We start from the raw sequence: 16,693 nt of genomic DNA on the forward strand, positions 1-16,693 counted from the left end.
GACTACCCCACCTGTAGTGGGGCTAAAATTGGAGGCGGGTTATTTAATGTCAGATCAGGCGATTGATAAAAATTATACCAAGGCAATGCATTGACTAATGCAATGATTTGACGATTTAAAAATATAAAATAGTCTTGTTCTTCGACCAAAATCAGGGCATTAAATGAGGGTAAATGATCTTGATGATCATCCTCTAAAAATGAAAAATCACTTGAAAGATGACTAGGTGCATGTGAGATTTTAAATTCACTTTGACAAAACTGAGTCATTTGATGATGACCAAAATGTTGCGTTGAACTCTGGCTGAATGTCATTTCTTCATGCACGCAAAATGCTGCCGCAACATTCCAAAGACTTTGGAACGTCAACAAAGCAAAGAGCAATGTAATCCAACCACTTCGTTTCAACATTTTTAGATCAATGTACCTATAAACCGCTATAGCATAGCGAAATTTGCTTTGTTATAAAATTACAAATGTGAAATTAGCTCACCTTTAAATACAAATGAACACTTTACATCTATTCAAAGACTTCATGATGAGAGATATTTTATCAATCTAAATCTTTACAAAAAAATACCAGCCATCAAGACTGGTATTTTTTATACAAAAACTGCATTAAGGCTTTTCACCATTTGCTAGGCGCTGCTCAATTGCATCTAATACCGCAGGCAGATCAGCAATACTATCAATGACATAATGTGCACCTGAAGCATTCATTTTTGCATAGGCTTTTTCTTTTAAGTTTGCTTGTTCAGATGCAGAAAGCGCTGACCACTCATCAAAACTTAAGCCGACTTCATTGCCGCTGACTGCCAAACCCACCGTCCAGCAACCAGCATTTAAACCTTCTTCAATCCCCACCACGGTATCATCAACTTTTACCACTGTTTTAATATCAGAAACATCAAGTTCAATAAGGTTTTTCCAGAGCATTTCAGGATATGGACGACCATGCTTCACATCACTTGCGGTAATAATACAATCAGGTACATAACCTTGATCAGCAGCATCTTGAACTAACTGACCAATCATCATCGATGCATAACCTGTGTTACTGCCAATTTTTGCACCACGCGCACGAATATCTGCAAAAGCTTCTAATGCACCTGAAATCAATTGTGAACATTGTGGAATGGTTTTTAATTGGTATGGAATAAAGTCTTGATATAAACGGTCGATATCCGCCACTGTCACTTCTGCGCCATGTGCCTGTTGCCATGCGTCTGCAACACGTGGCATTTTTAACACAGCAGCAATATGATCACGTTTTTCTAAACCCATGGGCGCACGTGCTTCTTCAATTGAAATTTCAACTTTATTGTCTGCAAATAATGCCATAAATGCCAAAATTGGTGCGCGTGATCCGAAATCTACCGTTGTACCTGCCCAATCAAAAACAACGGCTTGTAATAATGAATTTGAAGTGTTCATAAGTTTGTCCTAAAAGTTTATGTCTTAAATTGATCAATAAATAAGTAAAAAATAAAATTAAGCCTGACGATATTGCTCAACTGCATTTAAAAGTCTTTCAATATCATCTAGATAAACCTCACCAATATTGCCAATACGGAAACAATTTAAATCGGTGACTTTACCTGGATAGATTACAAACCCTGCTTGTTTCAGATTTTCATACAAGGCTTGAAAGCTAAAATCTGCTTCATTTGGATATAAAAATGTGGTGATAATCGGTGATTGAGGTTGGTTTGAATCTAAGACCAATTCAAAGCCCAATGCCTGCATGCCTGCGGCCAAGCGCTGTTGATTATTTGTGTAACGTTGATAACGTGCAGCCACACCACCTTCTTGTTCAAGTTCTAAAAGTGCTTGATAAAATGCACGTACCACATGTGTAGGTGATGTAAAGCGCCATTTTCCATCATGCTGTTGCATGGTGTTCCATTGATCATATAAGTCTAAACTGACTGAACGCGCCAAGCCTTTACATGATTGTAATTGTTCATTTTTTGCAATAATAAAACCAAATCCTGGTACACCTTGAATACACTTGTTGGCACTGGAAATTAAAAAGTCGATCTCTAAATCTGCAATATCCATCGGCACACCACCGAATGAACTCATCGCATCTACGATCCACACTTTATTTTTCGCTTTGACAATTTTACCAATCTCTTGAATCGGGTTAAGTAAACCTGTCGTGGTTTCACAATGCACACAAGACACATGTGTGATGCTGTCATCTTCGAGTACTTTTTCAATGTCTGCTAAATTTGGCATTTGTGTTTCAGCATATGCCAATTCCACCACATCAATTTTTAAACAACGCGCCATTTGCACCATACGTGCGCCATAAGCACCGTTATTGATAATTAAAATTTTGCCATTGTGTGGAATAGCGGAACCTAAAACCGCTTCAACTGAAAAACTGCCACTGCCTTGCATCAATACTGCACTATATTTTTCAGTATGTTGTGTTGCCAACGTCACCAAACGGTGACGAATGTCTTGCACCAATCCATTATATTCTTTGTCCCATGTACACCAGTCTCGCTGCATGACACGGCGGACACTTGCAGATGTCGACAATGGTCCTGGTGTTAATAATAAATATTTATTTTCCAACTCAATATGTGCATTCATTTTGCTTAACCTTTGTTCAATTCAATACAGCATAATACAATCTGGTTTAAACCAGATTACAAAACATAATTTTCTAACATTTCTTTCATAAATCCTGCACCTGTAGTCATCCCCTTACCTGCAATCGCACTCACCAAGAAAATATTTGGCTCAGCCTCTGTCACACATGCCAATTCAGTAGGATGCGTGAGATAATAACCATTCCAACGTGACTCAATTTCAGGCAGTTCTAAGCCAATATTTTCTTTACAATATTGCAAAATAAATTGATTAATTTCTTCGCGTTGATTAAATTGTGGCGTTTCATCAATCGGGTAATATTCATGACTATCGCCCAAAATAAGTTGTCCAAATTGATTTTGCTTGATCAAAATATGAATACCGTATTTTTCGACTAAGCCTGTTTGTGATTGAGTTTTTAACTCTTGATGACTTGGGCAAATTTCAAAAGCAGGATAACGAGAGATTGATAAACCTGAATAAATTGAAGCATTCAAAGTGACTTTTAAGGGTTTTGTCATCGCCATTTGCAAAGTACAACGCAATAGCCCTTTTTGTTGTAATAGATCGGGATAAAGTAATTGAGTCACTTCACCATGACAGATTAAAACTTTATTTGCTGTGAATGTTTGCCCTGTTGCCAAACGAATGTGCGCTCTACCTTGACTCGACTGCGTCTGTACCACACAAGCATTGCACTGAATGTGTACCCCAAGCTTTTCTGCATATTGCAATAAACGTAGCCCAACCAAATGTGGTTCAACTGAATAATCCTCATGAAATAGCATGCCACCACGAATTGCTGTTTCAGGATTAAAATAGCGATATTGTTCAAAGAGTTGCTGTTTTGATAATAAGGTCACAGGAATCTGATAATGTGGTGCTGCCTGTGCAAACTCGTTTAAAACTCGCCATTCCAGTTCCGTATTTGCCACATATAAACCATCACGTTGTTGAAATGAAATATCGGTTTGTGCCTGAATCCATTGATAAAACTCACGAGTTGCTAAAGCATATTCACGCCATTTTGCATCTGGGCGGCTCAGTGTTGATGTCCCCACCATGCCAAAGTTACGCCGTGTTGCGCCAACGGGTTGTGCATCTTTTTCAAAGACTTGTACCTTTAAGCCTTGCTCTGCTGCTTGAATTGCAGCTGATAATCCTAAAATGCCTGCACCGACAATAATTAAGTCAAATTGTGCTGTATTCATGCTACTTTTCACCTTATTTACTTTTTTCAGGACGCAAAATCCCAAGCGCCTAAAAACAAGCGTTTAATTCATTACAAATGGTTTAAAAAATTTAAGAGTTAATATTGAATGATCAGTCTATGATCAGTGGCTTTGTTCACGCCATCGCTGAGTTGACGCCATCATTTTTCGAGTGAATAACCAATGCACCAACTTAACAGCACATGACGTAAGTAAAATCAAAATACTCATCGCAACCGCTGCCACGGTATCACCCGCATCATCCATATTCAGCACCGCCACTGAAGCCAAGTTGGTATCAGGCGAGTACAGAAAAATTGCAGCTGAAACAGTGGTCATAGCATTGACAAATAAATACACCGATACATCACATAAAGCAGGAAAAGTCAGTGGTAAATACACTTTATGAAACATTTTCCAATGTGAAGTCCCCAAGCTTTGTGCAGCATGATCAAGCTGTGTCGGAATTTGTTTAATGGCATTACTCAAAGTCAAATGTGGCACAGTGTAATAATGAATAATGGTTGAAATCACCAATAACATCATGCTGCCATATAGCCATGACAATGGGTTTTCAGGTGTATTAAAAAATAAGATATAGGCAATTCCGAGTACCAAACCAGGTACAGCCAAAGGCAATAGCACCAATATTTGTACATAATTTTTTAACATCGGATGACTTTTAAAACGCTCCGTAAACAGAGCAATGATGAAGATTAAAATCGTCCCGACTACAGTGCTTAACAATGCCAATTTAATCGAATTAAAATAACTCGCCCAACCACCGCCATCAACATAATCAAAACGGTAATGACTGAGTGTTAAAGACAAATCATATGGCCAATAGCGAATAAAAGATGCCAAAACTGCGGTCACAATAATCAGTACAATGCCGCCAGAAATCAAACTACAAAACACCATTAAAGCTTTTTCAAGTGTAGGATGACTGTGCATACGATAAGGTTGGATTTGAAAATTTTGATAACGTTCTTGACGGCGACTTTGGTAACGATCAAAAATAAATGCCAACACCGCAGGACATAACAATAAAATTGAAATCACTGCGCCCATATTCATATTTTGTTGACCAATGATCTGTTTATAAACATCCAAAGCCATCATATTAAATGAGCCACCAATGACTTTAGGAATACCAAAATCGGTAATGACATAAGTAAATGCCACCAAACAGGCACTGACCAAACCATAACGGATCGCAGGTAAAGTCACTGCCCTATGCGTTTGCCACGTATTTTTGCCTAAAGAATGCGATGCCTCAATTAAACGCTGATCAATATTACGAAATGCGCCCATCATTAACATGACCATGGCTGGAAATAACCAAAAGCAATAGCTGATTAAAATACCAAGCGGACCATAAATTTCGACATCACCTAAAATACCTTTCAAAACACCTTGTTGCCCAAATAAATACACCAATGCCAAAGAGGGTAAAATAGAGGGTGCAAGGATCGGTAAAAATGCCACGATTTTAAAAAAAGCTTTGCCGCGAATATTACAATTGGTCAGTGCAAAAGCATAAACACTTGCCAAGCTGACTGCGATCAACATCGCCGTCAAGGACACCCATATTGAATTAAAAATGGATGACATTAAGGCAGGATTGGCAAAATATTGAATAAAATTTTCTAAGCCTACAAATTGTCGTTGTTCATTTAAAAATGCACTTTGCATCAGCATGAATAACGGTGCAATTAAGCTTAAAGTCAATAAAATAGCAGCAACCGCAAGCACCATACTTGAACGCAAGGAATAACGAGAACGCTGTGCTGTCTGACTTTTTAACAAAGCGTCTGCCGCAGATTGATTTAACATCTTGCATGCCCTCGTGAATCAAACACATGTAAAGCATGCATAGGCACATATAAATACATATCATCTGCGATCGCTGCCATGTACTGATGATCAATATCGACCTGAATGACAGTCGCTTTTTCTTGTAAATTTTGGTTTTTTAACTCACAAAATAAACGACGCTTTGCCCCTAAAAACTCCATATTTAATATACGAATGGGCAATTTTAAACCTGTCGCTTGCTGCTGCAAATCAGTAAGATCGTGCTGTGTAAATAACGTTATATTTTCAGGTCGAAATGCTATTTCAAAATGTTCACCTTGAACACATGTTAAATGTGGAAACTCCAGTACATCTTGCGCTGCAATTTTTAAACAATGTGCATCTACTGCTACCGCCTGCATAAAATTCATACTGCCAATAAACTGCGCCACGAAACGCGTTTGTGGTTTGTAATAAATATTATGTGGTGTATCCAGTTGTTCAATCACACCTTTATTCATCACTGCGACACGGTCAGAAATACTCAAAGCTTCCTCTTGATCATGCGTGACCATAATGGCAGGCAAATTTAACTGCCGTTGAATATTTCGAATTTTTTGACGTAAGTTTAAACGTACCAAGGCATCCAAAGCAGACAAAGGCTCATCCAACAATAACAAATCAGGTTTTGGTGCAATCGCGCGTGCTAAAGCAACACGCTGTTGCTGCCCACCTGACAATTGATTGGGATACTTCTCAGCGATGTTTGGCAACTCAATCAAATCGAGCAGTTCAGTGATCCGTGCCTGAATTTGCGGTTTAGACCATTGTTTTTTATGCAAACCAAATGCAATATTTTCCGCGACTGTTAAGTTTGGAAATAACGCATAATTTTGAAATACAATGCCACATTTACGTTTTGCAGTATTAAAATGAGTAATGTCAATCTCTTGCTTAATGACTTTTCCATAATCAGGCTGTTCTAGCCCCGCAATAATGCGTAATAATGTGGTTTTCCCACAGCCCGAAGGTCCTAAAAAACTAACAAATTCACCTGCTTTTAAATCTAAATTAATATGTTCTAAAACTCTGGTTTTCCCAAAAGATTTTTGAATATCAACCGCTTCAAGCACTGTTTTTGATTCTGTCATTTTAAATGTTCTAAGCGTTGCAAGCAGATGTCCTGCTGTGTTTGGCATAACATGCCCTGTTTGACTCTTTTGTAAATGCGATGGGATTTGCATATTGCACCTAAGACTGAAGACCTTATTTTGTATCAATGGTTCAATTACTTTTCAAATTGTGCTGACCATTGTTTTAGAATTGATTCACGTTGCTCAGCTGCCCAATAAAAATCATTTTTCACCAACTGCTGAGCAAGATTTTTAGGGAAATCTTGGTTTTGACTGTGCACATTTTGATGTGCAACCATGGAGAAATTTTGTGCATAGGCTTCATTTGCTGCTTGGCTCACTGTCCAATCCATAAATTTTTCTGCACTGCTACGGTTTTTCGTCCCTTTCACAATCGCTGAAGCTTCCATTTCCCAACCTAAACCCTCCTTTGGATAGACAATTTCTAAGGGTGCTCCACGAGATTTGAGTTTAAAACCGGGATAGCCAAACGAAATACCGATGACCGTTTCACCTTGTGCAGCCATTTTGCAAGGCTTCGAGCCTGAATGTACATATTGAGAGATATTTTTATCGAGGGCTTGCATATAGTGCCACGCTTGTTTTTCACCGAAAATTTGCATCCATGCAGTTACATCTAAATAACCTGTCCCACTTGATGCAGGATTTGGCATGACGATTAAACCTTTATAGATCGGTTTGGTTAAATCTTGCCATGTATATGGAATTGGTAATTTTTTCTTGGCAAGCTCAACAGTATTAACACATACTGCCGACTCCCAAGCGGTCATTCCTGTCCATGTTGGAATCTCTTTTTGACTATAAAAATCTGTTTTTAATTGTTCGACATTTTTAGGGCGATAAGGCTGTAATAAGTCATTTTTTTCCATAACCAACAAACTGGTCAATGCCAAACCCATGACCACATCAGCTTGCGGATTTTTCTGCTCGGCTAATAATTTAGCCGTAATAACACCTGTAGAATCGCGCACCCATTTTACTTTTAATTCGGGATGTGCCTTGCGTAATTCCCATTGATAACGCTTAAGCTGATCCGCTTCCACTGCGGTATAAACGGTAATTTGCTCAACCTCATTTGAGCTTGATGAGGTAGTACAAGCAACCGACAAACACGCTGCTGTAAGACTCATCGTTAAGCTAAAAAACTTTTTTTGATGCTGTTTGAAATACTGAATCATGTGACATTCCTAACGAATGCTGCTTCTTGATAATACGTATTTCAACAAAAGTTTATGACATTTTAATTAATCTGGTTTAAACCAGATTAATTATTTTATATATTATTCTGATGCTTCAAAATGCAAATCAAGCACATCATGTAACCAATATTCTTGATCGACATCCGTAATTACACCATTTTGATCACAATTGGTACGGCAAATATATAAGCCCATACTGCCGACATTGACATGCAAAGCTTTTGCTTGCTGCTCTGAAAATGCGGTTGGATATAGGTTAATATGTGCACGTGTTAATTGACGCTGATAATGCTCAGCCATCAAGATGGTGATTGAATCTTCTAATGATTGTGTTAAAAAATCAGGAAATAAACGCGCATTTATACGCAAATGCTCAACAACAACAGGACGACCATTAATACTACGTCGACGCCAAATGGAATAGATCTCATCACCAACTGCGATATTTAAATGAGTTGCATCCCACTGTGTTGCTGATAGTAACTCTGCTGAAATCAATTCAGTGCTCGGTATGCCGCCTTGCTCTGTCACATATTGGTTAAAACTTTTAGTTGATTGTGGACGATAAATAATTCGTGGTGCACGTACAAACCAACCACGGCGGTCTAAACGATAGATTAAACCATCCATTTCTAAGGCTAACAGTGCTTCCCGAACTGCAACACGTGTCGTTACAAACTGTTCAGAAAGCACACGTTCAGAAGTGAGTTTAGTATTAGCAGTTAATTGCCCAGACTCAATTTCATGGGCAATCGCATCTCGAATGGCAATGTACTTAGGAATACGTGCAGCAGTGTTTTCACGAACAGACATAAACATTTATTTTTTGAAAATTTCTTCTAATATACTCAAATATCATGTCCAAGCGATGAAATTCTCAAAATATTTATTTTAGATTTTAAGACTATAGTGAATACAAAAATTAATACATCCCCATCGTGAGATCATCACGTTTAAAACTTTGATTAAATACATCTACAATCCGTTGTAGTTGCAATTCATCTTGCGTTGGCACCACCAACCAATACGGATTTTCTCGAAAAATAACCAGTAATGACAATTGTTTTTGCTCAGCAAAAAATTTGATTTGATCAAATAAGATTTCTTCGACTTTTTGTTGCTGTACTTCAATATCATCTGCATCATCATCTTCGTCTTCATATTCAAATGACTCAAAAAAGATATCAATCTCATTTTCAATCGCTTGATTTAAAGCTTCTGCATCCACTTGTTTTTGTTGAAATACAGTACTTTCATTAATACCATTGTCCTCATATTCTTTGATTTCAACATATTGAATAAACGAATGATCTTGATTGAGCCAATCTCTAAACGTAGTAAATTCAGTTAGATCATCGGGTAAATCTTGCTGTTTTAATTCAGGAAAAATCTCTTGAAAAATTTCATAAATATTTTGAGTCATATTTTTAAGCTTCAGTTTGTTATAAAAATGAAAGATGAATTAAACAAAATTATTTCTTAAATACCATTCTTTTTTGTAAAATACTCATTTTAATACAGTTTATATTAGGTTGAACGGCTACAGACATAACGCTCGTAATGTTCAATCAGAATATTGTGATCTTTAAATTGCTGATTGAATGACTTACAAAATTTTTCTATTTTAGCTTCATCATTCGGTACCAATAACCAATAATAAGCTTCGGCATACACCAATAAAAGTTGGTAATCAATCTGTTCTGCGACCGTGAGAACTTCCTCTAACAGAATATCTAAAATTTGTTCATTTACATCATAATAGCGCCCAATCACCGCTTTATGCTGTTCAAAATACGCTAAAATTGGATCTGCTTTGGCTGCAATGTTGTCTTTTAATACAGTTAAATCGATCTGAAAATCTTGTAAAACAGCAGATTGTTCCATTTCATTTTCAAACAAACAATCAGGCTGCATTTTCATCATATACAATAGCGTGGCAAAATTTTCCTCTTTGATCCATTGTAGAAAATCAGAAAAATTTTTCCGATATTTTTTCTTGGGAATCTCAGCATTTTTAAGTAATGGAAACCAATGTTGCAGAATTTTATAAATTTTTTTATCATCCATGGCAAAAACTCTAGTCTTTTTCGTGCTTGAATTTTATGACAAATGCATTTAACTCTGATGACATGATGTCGATTTTAAGCCGCAAAGCGTTGTTTTTCTGTAGCCACATGAATGCTATTTAAAAAATACAAATAAAAATATAATATTGAATTTAATCATCTTTTTCATTTAAAAAACAATTAAATTACTGTTTTTTAAAGTTTAAATCCTGAGTTCATTGGCTCAATCTCGCTTTAACGATAAAATAGCCCGAGAAAATACCAGATCAACACTTTTAAGTATGCAAATTGATTGATCTACAAGCGTAAGGATAAATTCATTATGGCACTATTTGCAGTCATTGGTTTAGGGAGTTTTGGCGGCACAGTAGCGCTAGAATTGACCCACTTAAATCACGATGTGATTGGGATTGATACCCTGAAAAAGAATGTCGAAAATATCGCAGATCAAATCAGTCACGCCGTGATTGCTGATGCGACCGATGAACATGTCCTCGAAGAACTCAATATTCAAAATTGTGATGCTGTTGTCGTTGCCATTGGTGATGATATTGAAGCCAGTATTTTATGTGTTCTTCATTTAAAAAATTTAGGCATTCACCAAATCTTGGTCAAAGCCAAATCCAAAGCACACCACATGATTTTATCGCATTTGGGTGTAGATCAAATTATTCATCCTGAAGAAGACATGGGAATCCGTGTTGCACAGTCGTTAAGTTATCCGATGGTACGCCGTTATATGGCACTCAATAATGAGCGTTATATTGTCAAAATTGAAATTGCATCCAATTTACAAGGTGCACAATTTCAAACATTAATGGATGATAGCAATAATGAAATTCATACCTTGTTATTGCAACGTGGCTCGCATGTACTCTATCAGATTGCACCAGGTACCATTTTACAAGAAAAAGATATTTTGATTGTTGAAGGTCCTGTGGAACAATTACGACAACTTTCTAATCGCTTCTTATAGAATGAATTATGCGTTTATCTAAAAAAGAATTGATCAATAAAAAGCATAATCGCATTAATCTCAGTCCGCCGAGTTTATTAGCCTTAGGTTTTTTAAGTTTCATTATCATTGGTACTTTGTTGCTGAAGCTTCCTTTTGCGCATCACGGGGAACTTTCTTGGATTAATGCCTTATTTACTGCAACGTCAGCCGTCACGATTACAGGTTTGTCAGTGGTCAATATTGGTGAGTCCTTCACGACTTTTGGCAAAGTGGTGGTTATGTTGCTGATCCAATGTGGTGGTTTAGGCTTTATGACCTTTGCTATTTTGGCTGCACTCAGTTTGTCCTCACGTGTTGGTCTTAAACAACAAGTGATGGCACAAGAAATCATTGGACAAACCAGCCTATCTAAAGCCACAACGACCATCAAAGGCGTACTGATTTATTCTTTGTTTTTTGAAGCCATTGGAACGATTATTTTAACCATTGCATGGTCAAATCACTACGATATTGAACATGCCTTTTTCTACGCCCTGTTTTATAGTATTTCCGCCTTTAATAATGGTGGATTTTCCTTATTTCCCAATAGTTTAATGAGTTTCTCTGATCAGTATATGGTCACATTCACCATTAGTATGTTGTATATGATTGGTGGGATTGGTTTTGTCGTATTAATGGATATTCGACGTGCTCAAAAATGGAAAAAACTCTCTGCCAACAGTAAGCTAGTGCTCTCCACCATTGCAGGATTAAACTTATTTGCTTTTGTAACGATTTGGTTAATTGAAGCATCCAACCCTTTAACGCTTGCACCTATGTCGATAGGAGATCAAGCCTTAAATGCATGGTTCCACGCAACTGTACCTCGTTCTTCAGGCTTTAACAGTCTCGAAGTTGGCAACATGAGTAATGCATCCACCTTAGTGACCATGGTACTCATGTTTATTGGTGGAGGCTCTTTAAGTACCGCAGGCGGTATTAAGGTGGGCACATTTATTATTATGATTTTAAGTGTGGTGACTTTCTTAAAGCGTTCAGATGAAATTAGGGTGTTTGGACATTCCATTTCACATCAAGCGACATTTAAAGCACTTGCCGTAATTGCCATCAATTCCTTATTGATTCTGATCGGTTTCTTTACCCTTTTGCTGCTTGAACCGAATAAAAAGTTCTTAGATTTATTATTTGAAGCCGTATCTGCGGCATGTACTGTCGGTTTATCTCGTGGTATCACAGAAGACTTACATGCAGGTAGTTTAATTACATTAATGCTACTGATGTTTGCAGGGCGATTAGGGCCTTTAACCTTGGCATATTTAATTGCAACACCCAATAAAAGCCGTGTTAGCCATCCTAATGCTGAAATTCAGGTGGGTTAAAATATCAACTTTTGTTCTTAATCAATAAAAAACCGCTCAAAATTGAGCGGTTTTCTTTATGCTGTATCTTTTAATACGCATTCATCAATGAAACACCTAAACCAACATAAGTTGCACGATGATTATAATCAATCAAGCTTTCACCATAACCATCAAACAGTTGGAAATGTCCACGTAATTTGCCTTTAATTGGAAATGCCCAATCAAACTGTGCTGCACCATGTGAATCGTCACCACCTTTGAGCGAATGACGCAACATCAAAGAAAACTCATTGTCTTTCCAGCGATAAAATGCAGTGACATCACCACGTCCAACATAGTCTTCAATATCAGCATTATTATCATCTTTGGCATCTTCATCTAAACGATACCAAGGACGAATCATCAAAGCAAAGTTATCTTTTTCAAAACCAAGATTCATGATCACTCGGTTCCAACTACGCGACAATGGATCTGAGCGCCCGTTAGATTGGTGATTTAATGTCAGTCCCAATAAACGTCCATTGAGTCCCAACACTTCATAATTGGTTCTAAAAATTAAGCTCGCTTCAGGCTCATAATTGGTTTCACGAAATGGACGCGACTCGTCTTCATTATAAACTTGCCAACGTGATGACTGAGTATAGCCTACCCATAAATCACCATTATCACCGATTATATTTTCAACCGCTTTGGTTTTTAACGAGATTTGGAATTTCGCTTCAGTTGATTTTAAATCTTGTGCTTCTTCCACGGTATTCTGTGGATTTGGACTGTGTGGAAATTCATTTTTATTACTTGTCCAATAAGCAGGTAATAAATACACAGGTTGGTGTGCACGAATGTTCCATGTTCCGAGTTTACTGTCTGGCGAAAGTTCCCAACGCTTATCTAAAAGTGAGGTATTCGGATCAATCTTTGCCCCATGTACTGAGAATAAACTTTCTACTTTATCTTCAATTTTAGCTTTGATGCCTTGTGGCTCAGCTTTTGGTGCTTCTAATTCTTTTGCAGCGCGTTGTTCCGAAACAATGACAGGAACTGGCTCAGATGTCCCCACTTTAAAAAGTGCATCATAACATGCCAAACGATCTGCATTTGATTCTAAAGCCACACAGGCTTGTGTGCTTGCAGGATTAACAGATGCTGTATCCTCAGCATGTGTCGCTGTCACCCAACCAAAACTGAGCATCATTAAGATGCTCAGATTCAATGGTGTGCGTTCAAAATTTTTGAACGACATAGTCTTCTCCAAAAAGGGTTTTAATTGACTTTTTTGATTTCAAAACCTAATTGTTCTAAAGCCTCTTTTTTGGCGAATGGTGCAACCACTGCTTTTGTTGGCTTTTGACCGATTAAGTAAGTTTGTGCAACACGTTTTAAATCTTCCAAGCTCACTTTCAGTAAACGTTCACGCATTTGACGTCTAAATGCAGGTGTACGTCCATGCAATAACGCATAACAAGCCGTAATTGCTTCACCCGCAGGTGAACCTGGTTTATCCATACTTGAAACTAAACCTAAAATGGCCTCTTCCAGCTGATGTGGTTTTTGTTCTTCATTCATCAACCAGTTTAAACTTGCTTCAAAGTCGGCAAATGTTTCTGCTAAGCGAGGGTCACGATAGCTATAGAAACGGAATGCACAGGCATTGCCATCATAGCTTGCTCCACCACCATAGGCACCGCCTTTCTCACGAATCGCACTATGCAAGAAACCATTGCGTAAGTATGCTGCCAAAATCATGAGTGGCGCAGCATCAGGATGTGACACTTCTACTGCTTGATAAGCCGAGGCGCAGAATTGTACATTGGCTTGAATCAGCCAAGCTTCATCTGCATCACTAGATGAACGCTCAACTTCTGTCAATAAAACAGGAGTCTGATCTACATCTAATTTATCCCAAACATTTTGAATTTCTTCAAGTAAACGTTCAGAATGATGTTCTTCACACACCAACAAAAATTGTTTTGGCGCCAACATTAAACCGCGATGAATTGCTTTTAACTCATCAATTAAAGCATCAAACTCAGCTGCATCATTTTCGATTTTAGTCACAAGTTCAGCTAACCAATTTAATGCCCCTAAACCTGTATTTTGGTAATCACGCTGTGCCAAAGCACTGCTGTTACGAGAGGCAATTTGCATCGCATAACTATGACCTGAACCTGACAAACGAGATGCCCAACGGGTTTTACGTTGCTGCAATAGCTCTAAAATACGGTCTTTTTCATCGAAACGTAATTGCTCAAATGCCAACTTTAATAAGCCAATTGCATCAAGTTTGTCGGATAAAGACTTAGTGGTTAATGTCAACCAAGCCGTAATTTTGCCTTTATCATCAGTTTTTGAACGTAAAGATGCCCCCATACCTAAGCCGCCACTAACTGCTGTTTGCAGTTGTTGTAACTCAAGATAATCATATTGGCCTGCACCCACTTCACCCATCAAAATCGACAGTAAATTAAAATATGGTGACTTCACAATTTGATCAGGAATTTGAATCAACACTTGTTGATAGTAAATACCATTAGTTCCTGCATGGTACAGATTTAAAGGTGTATCCACCTGATTTGAAATGATTTCACGCAATTGACCTTGTACGATGGTCAAGTCTGCAGGAATATCTTCTAACCCGACTTTTGGCAATAAATTTAAATCATCAGGTGTTTCTTGACGGATTTTTAACGCTTCAGTTTGTGCAATAATTTCTGCTTTTTCAGCTTCTGTTAATGCTGCACCGATTTTCGCTAAACGTGCCTTTTCATCTGCTGCTTCTTGTGCTGATTTATGTGCATCAGGCACTAAAGTCAGTTGTACACGATGTGGGTTGTCCAAAAGATAAGTTTGAATCAAGTTTGACAACCACATTGGGTCTTTAAGTTCTTCTTTTACTTCAGCAATGGCGGTATCGACATCCCAAACATGCACGGGGTCATTATGGTGAATCGCACTGCCTAAACCATTTAAAATCAAAGACAAACCATACGGTGTACCATCGCCATTGATTTCACGTTGATGCAATTCGATTTGATGTAAAATTGCTTCAACAATCTCAGGATCGGCAGGTTTAGACGCAGCCTGTTGTAAAATATTCAACACACCATTTTTAAATTCTTCCGCGTGTTCAGGGTTTGAACCTTGTACCGCACAGTAGAATGTCATTTCAAAATTAGAATCATCCACACCCATAAACGGACCTGTAGACTGTGCATAACCACACGTTTCTAAATAATGACGTAGTGGTGAAGCCGAATTTTCTAGCAAAATTCCTTCAACTAAACGCATACCTAAACGCACTTTGATATTGCTTGCCTCAGGCAATAACCAAGACAAAACATGATAGGTTTTATCTTTTAAATCATCACCATCAAGTGCATAAGTCTCTTGTACGGCAATCGGTGCAGTCAAACGTTGTTCAGGTTTTGAATATAAAGTCTCACCTTTTTCAAATTTTGATAAGGCTAAAGTTTCAAATTGCGCTTGTAAATCATAAGCAGTTTGATTACCAAAGGTCATAAAGACCGCATTACTTGGATGATAGTGAGATTTATAGAAACTTACCAATTCATCATAAGTTAGGTCAGGAATATCTTTTGGGTCACCGCCTGAGTTGTAGTGATAAGTCGTTTTGGGAAATAAATGATGAGCCAATTGGTGATAAAGCTGATCTGAAGGAGAACTCATAGCCCCTTTCATTTCATTAAAAACCACGCCTTTATACACAGGTTCGCCATTTTCCAGCTCAATGCGAATGCCTTCTTGTGCGAAATCTAAGGGATTCAAATTCGCTGCAAATGCAGCATCCATATACACTTCTAAAAGGTTTTGGAAGTCCTTTTTATTTTGTGTTGCAAATGGATAAGCTGTCCAATCTGCTGCGGTAAACGCATTCATGAACGTATTCAGTGAACGGCGAATCATCAAGAAAAATGGATCACGTACAGGGAATTTTTCAGACCCACATAATGCAGTATGCTCTAAAATATGCGCTTCGCCTTTAGAGTCCATGGGTTGTGTACGGAAAGCAACTAAGAATACATTCTCATCATGTTCAGTTGCCAGATGAAAATGTACAGCACCTGTCACTTTATGCTTATATTCTGAAACTAAAATATCTAAAGCTTCAACATGGTGTTGACGTACCAACTGAAACGCAGGATGAACAGTTTGGGCTAAGGTTTCAGTGACATCTACAGTCATGTGATCTCCTAAAATTTAAAAAAATATTACATCTAATATGGCATTATACATTCAGAATTCAATCTAATTCATCTATTAAAGATGATGCCATTACAAAAATCCCTAGTTCTATGCTCGGAATTGTAAATGTAATTATTTTTCAGG

14 protein-coding genes are annotated in these 16,693 nt (G+C 37.7%); 2 read left to right on the forward strand and 12 right to left on the reverse strand.

Features of this window, described 5'->3' with window-relative positions:
* Nucleotides 1-2 precede the first annotated feature (2 nt).
* The 10 genes from HX129_RS09620 to HX129_RS09665 all read right to left on the reverse strand — a co-directional run bounded on the left by HX129_RS09620 (nucleotide 3) and on the right by HX129_RS09665 (nucleotide 10,031).
* Nucleotides 3-410, reverse strand: coding sequence for a cation efflux protein, CzcI-like (locus HX129_RS09620; RefSeq protein WP_286434663.1), 408 nt, complete (start codon nucleotides 408-410; stop codon nucleotides 3-5).
* Between the two features lie 207 nt (nucleotides 411-617).
* Nucleotides 618-1,433 (reverse strand): phosphonoacetaldehyde hydrolase, encoded by an 816-nt coding sequence (phnX, locus tag HX129_RS09625; protein ID WP_286434664.1) that lies wholly within the window; start codon nucleotides 1,431-1,433, stop codon nucleotides 618-620.
* A gap of 57 nt (nucleotides 1,434-1,490) precedes the next feature.
* On the reverse strand, nucleotides 1,491-2,603 hold the full coding sequence (phnW, locus tag HX129_RS09630) for a 2-aminoethylphosphonate--pyruvate transaminase (protein WP_286434665.1): 1,113 nt from the start codon (nucleotides 2,601-2,603) through the stop codon (nucleotides 1,491-1,493).
* 56 nt (nucleotides 2,604-2,659) lie between these two features.
* Complete coding sequence (locus HX129_RS09635; protein ID WP_286434666.1) at nucleotides 2,660-3,814, reverse strand: TIGR03364 family FAD-dependent oxidoreductase; 1,155 nt, start codon at nucleotides 3,812-3,814, stop codon at nucleotides 2,660-2,662.
* 123 nt (nucleotides 3,815-3,937) lie between these two features.
* On the reverse strand, nucleotides 3,938-5,650 hold the full coding sequence (locus HX129_RS09640) for a putative 2-aminoethylphosphonate ABC transporter permease subunit (RefSeq protein WP_286434667.1): 1,713 nt from the start codon (nucleotides 5,648-5,650) through the stop codon (nucleotides 3,938-3,940).
* The gene (locus HX129_RS09645) at nucleotides 5,644-6,855 is read right to left on the reverse strand and encodes an ABC transporter ATP-binding protein (RefSeq protein WP_130073319.1); all 1,212 of its coding nucleotides are present in this window, start codon (nucleotides 6,853-6,855) and stop codon (nucleotides 5,644-5,646) included. Before HX129_RS09645 ends, HX129_RS09640 begins: the two co-directional genes overlap by 7 nt.
* 44 nt (nucleotides 6,856-6,899) lie before the next feature.
* Nucleotides 6,900-7,895 (reverse strand): putative 2-aminoethylphosphonate ABC transporter substrate-binding protein, encoded by a 996-nt coding sequence (locus HX129_RS09650; RefSeq protein WP_373687888.1) that lies wholly within the window; start codon nucleotides 7,893-7,895, stop codon nucleotides 6,900-6,902.
* 150 nt (nucleotides 7,896-8,045) lie between these two features.
* Nucleotides 8,046-8,783, reverse strand: a complete 738-nt coding sequence (locus HX129_RS09655) for a UTRA domain-containing protein (RefSeq protein ID WP_416377004.1) — start codon at nucleotides 8,781-8,783, stop codon at nucleotides 8,046-8,048.
* 103 nt (nucleotides 8,784-8,886) lie between these two features.
* Nucleotides 8,887-9,387, reverse strand: a complete 501-nt coding sequence (locus HX129_RS09660) for a hypothetical protein (RefSeq protein ID WP_286434669.1) — start codon at nucleotides 9,385-9,387, stop codon at nucleotides 8,887-8,889.
* A gap of 104 nt (nucleotides 9,388-9,491) precedes the next feature.
* Nucleotides 9,492-10,031: a hypothetical protein gene (locus HX129_RS09665; protein WP_286434670.1), complete on the reverse strand. Its 540-nt coding sequence runs from the start codon at nucleotides 10,029-10,031 to the stop codon at nucleotides 9,492-9,494.
* 321 nt (nucleotides 10,032-10,352) lie between these two features.
* On the opposite strand from HX129_RS09665, the gene HX129_RS09670 reads away from it, so the two are divergent.
* Together HX129_RS09670 and HX129_RS09675 are read left to right on the forward strand one after the other, a co-directional pair.
* Nucleotides 10,353-11,006, forward strand: a complete 654-nt coding sequence (locus HX129_RS09670; RefSeq protein WP_130073314.1) for a potassium channel family protein — start codon at nucleotides 10,353-10,355, stop codon at nucleotides 11,004-11,006.
* An 8-nt stretch (nucleotides 11,007-11,014) separates the two neighbouring features.
* Nucleotides 11,015-12,367 carry a TrkH family potassium uptake protein gene (locus HX129_RS09675; RefSeq protein WP_130073313.1) on the forward strand — a complete coding sequence of 451 codons (1,353 nt, stop codon included), beginning with the start codon at nucleotides 11,015-11,017 and terminating at the stop codon, nucleotides 12,365-12,367.
* Nucleotides 12,368-12,437: 70 nt separating this feature from the next.
* On the opposite strand, the gene HX129_RS09680 is transcribed toward HX129_RS09675, so the two are convergent.
* Both HX129_RS09680 and HX129_RS09685 read right to left on the reverse strand, forming a co-directional pair.
* Nucleotides 12,438-13,589 carry a phospholipase A gene (locus HX129_RS09680; RefSeq protein ID WP_286434671.1) on the reverse strand — a complete coding sequence of 384 codons (1,152 nt, stop codon included), beginning with the start codon at nucleotides 13,587-13,589 and terminating at the stop codon, nucleotides 12,438-12,440.
* Between the two features lie 20 nt (nucleotides 13,590-13,609).
* Nucleotides 13,610-16,549, reverse strand: coding sequence for an insulinase family protein (locus HX129_RS09685; protein ID WP_286434672.1), 2,940 nt, complete (start codon nucleotides 16,547-16,549; stop codon nucleotides 13,610-13,612).
* Between the last annotated feature and the right edge of the window lie 144 nt (nucleotides 16,550-16,693).

Source organism: Acinetobacter sp. 251-1 (assembly GCF_030329305.1).
GTDB classification, from domain to species: domain Bacteria; phylum Pseudomonadota; class Gammaproteobacteria; order Pseudomonadales; family Moraxellaceae; genus Acinetobacter; species Acinetobacter piscicola_A.

Bases quoted from the DNA above. Each gene is read 5' to 3' on its own strand.
- HX129_RS09645 (WP_130073319.1), bottom strand. From the start codon at position 6,855: ATGCAAATCCCATCGCATTTACAAAAGAGTCAAACAGGGCATGTTATG.
- HX129_RS09635 (WP_286434666.1), bottom strand. From the start codon at position 3,814: ATGAATACAGCACAATTTGACTTAATTATTGTCGGTGCAGGCATTTTA.
- HX129_RS09640 (WP_286434667.1), bottom strand. From the start codon at position 5,650: ATGTTAAATCAATCTGCGGCAGACGCTTTGTTAAAAAGTCAGACAGCA.
- HX129_RS09655 (WP_416377004.1), bottom strand. From the start codon at position 8,783: ATGTTTATGTCTGTTCGTGAAAACACTGCTGCACGTATTCCTAAGTAC.
- HX129_RS09620 (WP_286434663.1), bottom strand. From the start codon at position 410: ATGTTGAAACGAAGTGGTTGGATTACATTGCTCTTTGCTTTGTTGACG.
- HX129_RS09685 (WP_286434672.1), bottom strand. From the start codon at position 16,549: ATGACTGTAGATGTCACTGAAACCTTAGCCCAAACTGTTCATCCTGCG.
- HX129_RS09680 (WP_286434671.1), bottom strand. From the start codon at position 13,589: ATGTCGTTCAAAAATTTTGAACGCACACCATTGAATCTGAGCATCTTA.
- HX129_RS09670 (WP_130073314.1), top strand. From the start codon at position 10,353: ATGGCACTATTTGCAGTCATTGGTTTAGGGAGTTTTGGCGGCACAGTA.
- HX129_RS09665 (WP_286434670.1), bottom strand. From the start codon at position 10,031: ATGGATGATAAAAAAATTTATAAAATTCTGCAACATTGGTTTCCATTA.
- HX129_RS09660 (WP_286434669.1), bottom strand. From the start codon at position 9,387: ATGACTCAAAATATTTATGAAATTTTTCAAGAGATTTTTCCTGAATTA.
- phnW (WP_286434665.1), bottom strand. From the start codon at position 2,603: ATGAATGCACATATTGAGTTGGAAAATAAATATTTATTATTAACACCA.
- HX129_RS09675 (WP_130073313.1), top strand. From the start codon at position 11,015: ATGCGTTTATCTAAAAAAGAATTGATCAATAAAAAGCATAATCGCATT.
- HX129_RS09650 (WP_373687888.1), bottom strand. From the start codon at position 7,895: ATGAGTCTTACAGCAGCGTGTTTGTCGGTTGCTTGTACTACCTCATCA.
- phnX (WP_286434664.1), bottom strand. From the start codon at position 1,433: ATGAACACTTCAAATTCATTATTACAAGCCGTTGTTTTTGATTGGGCA.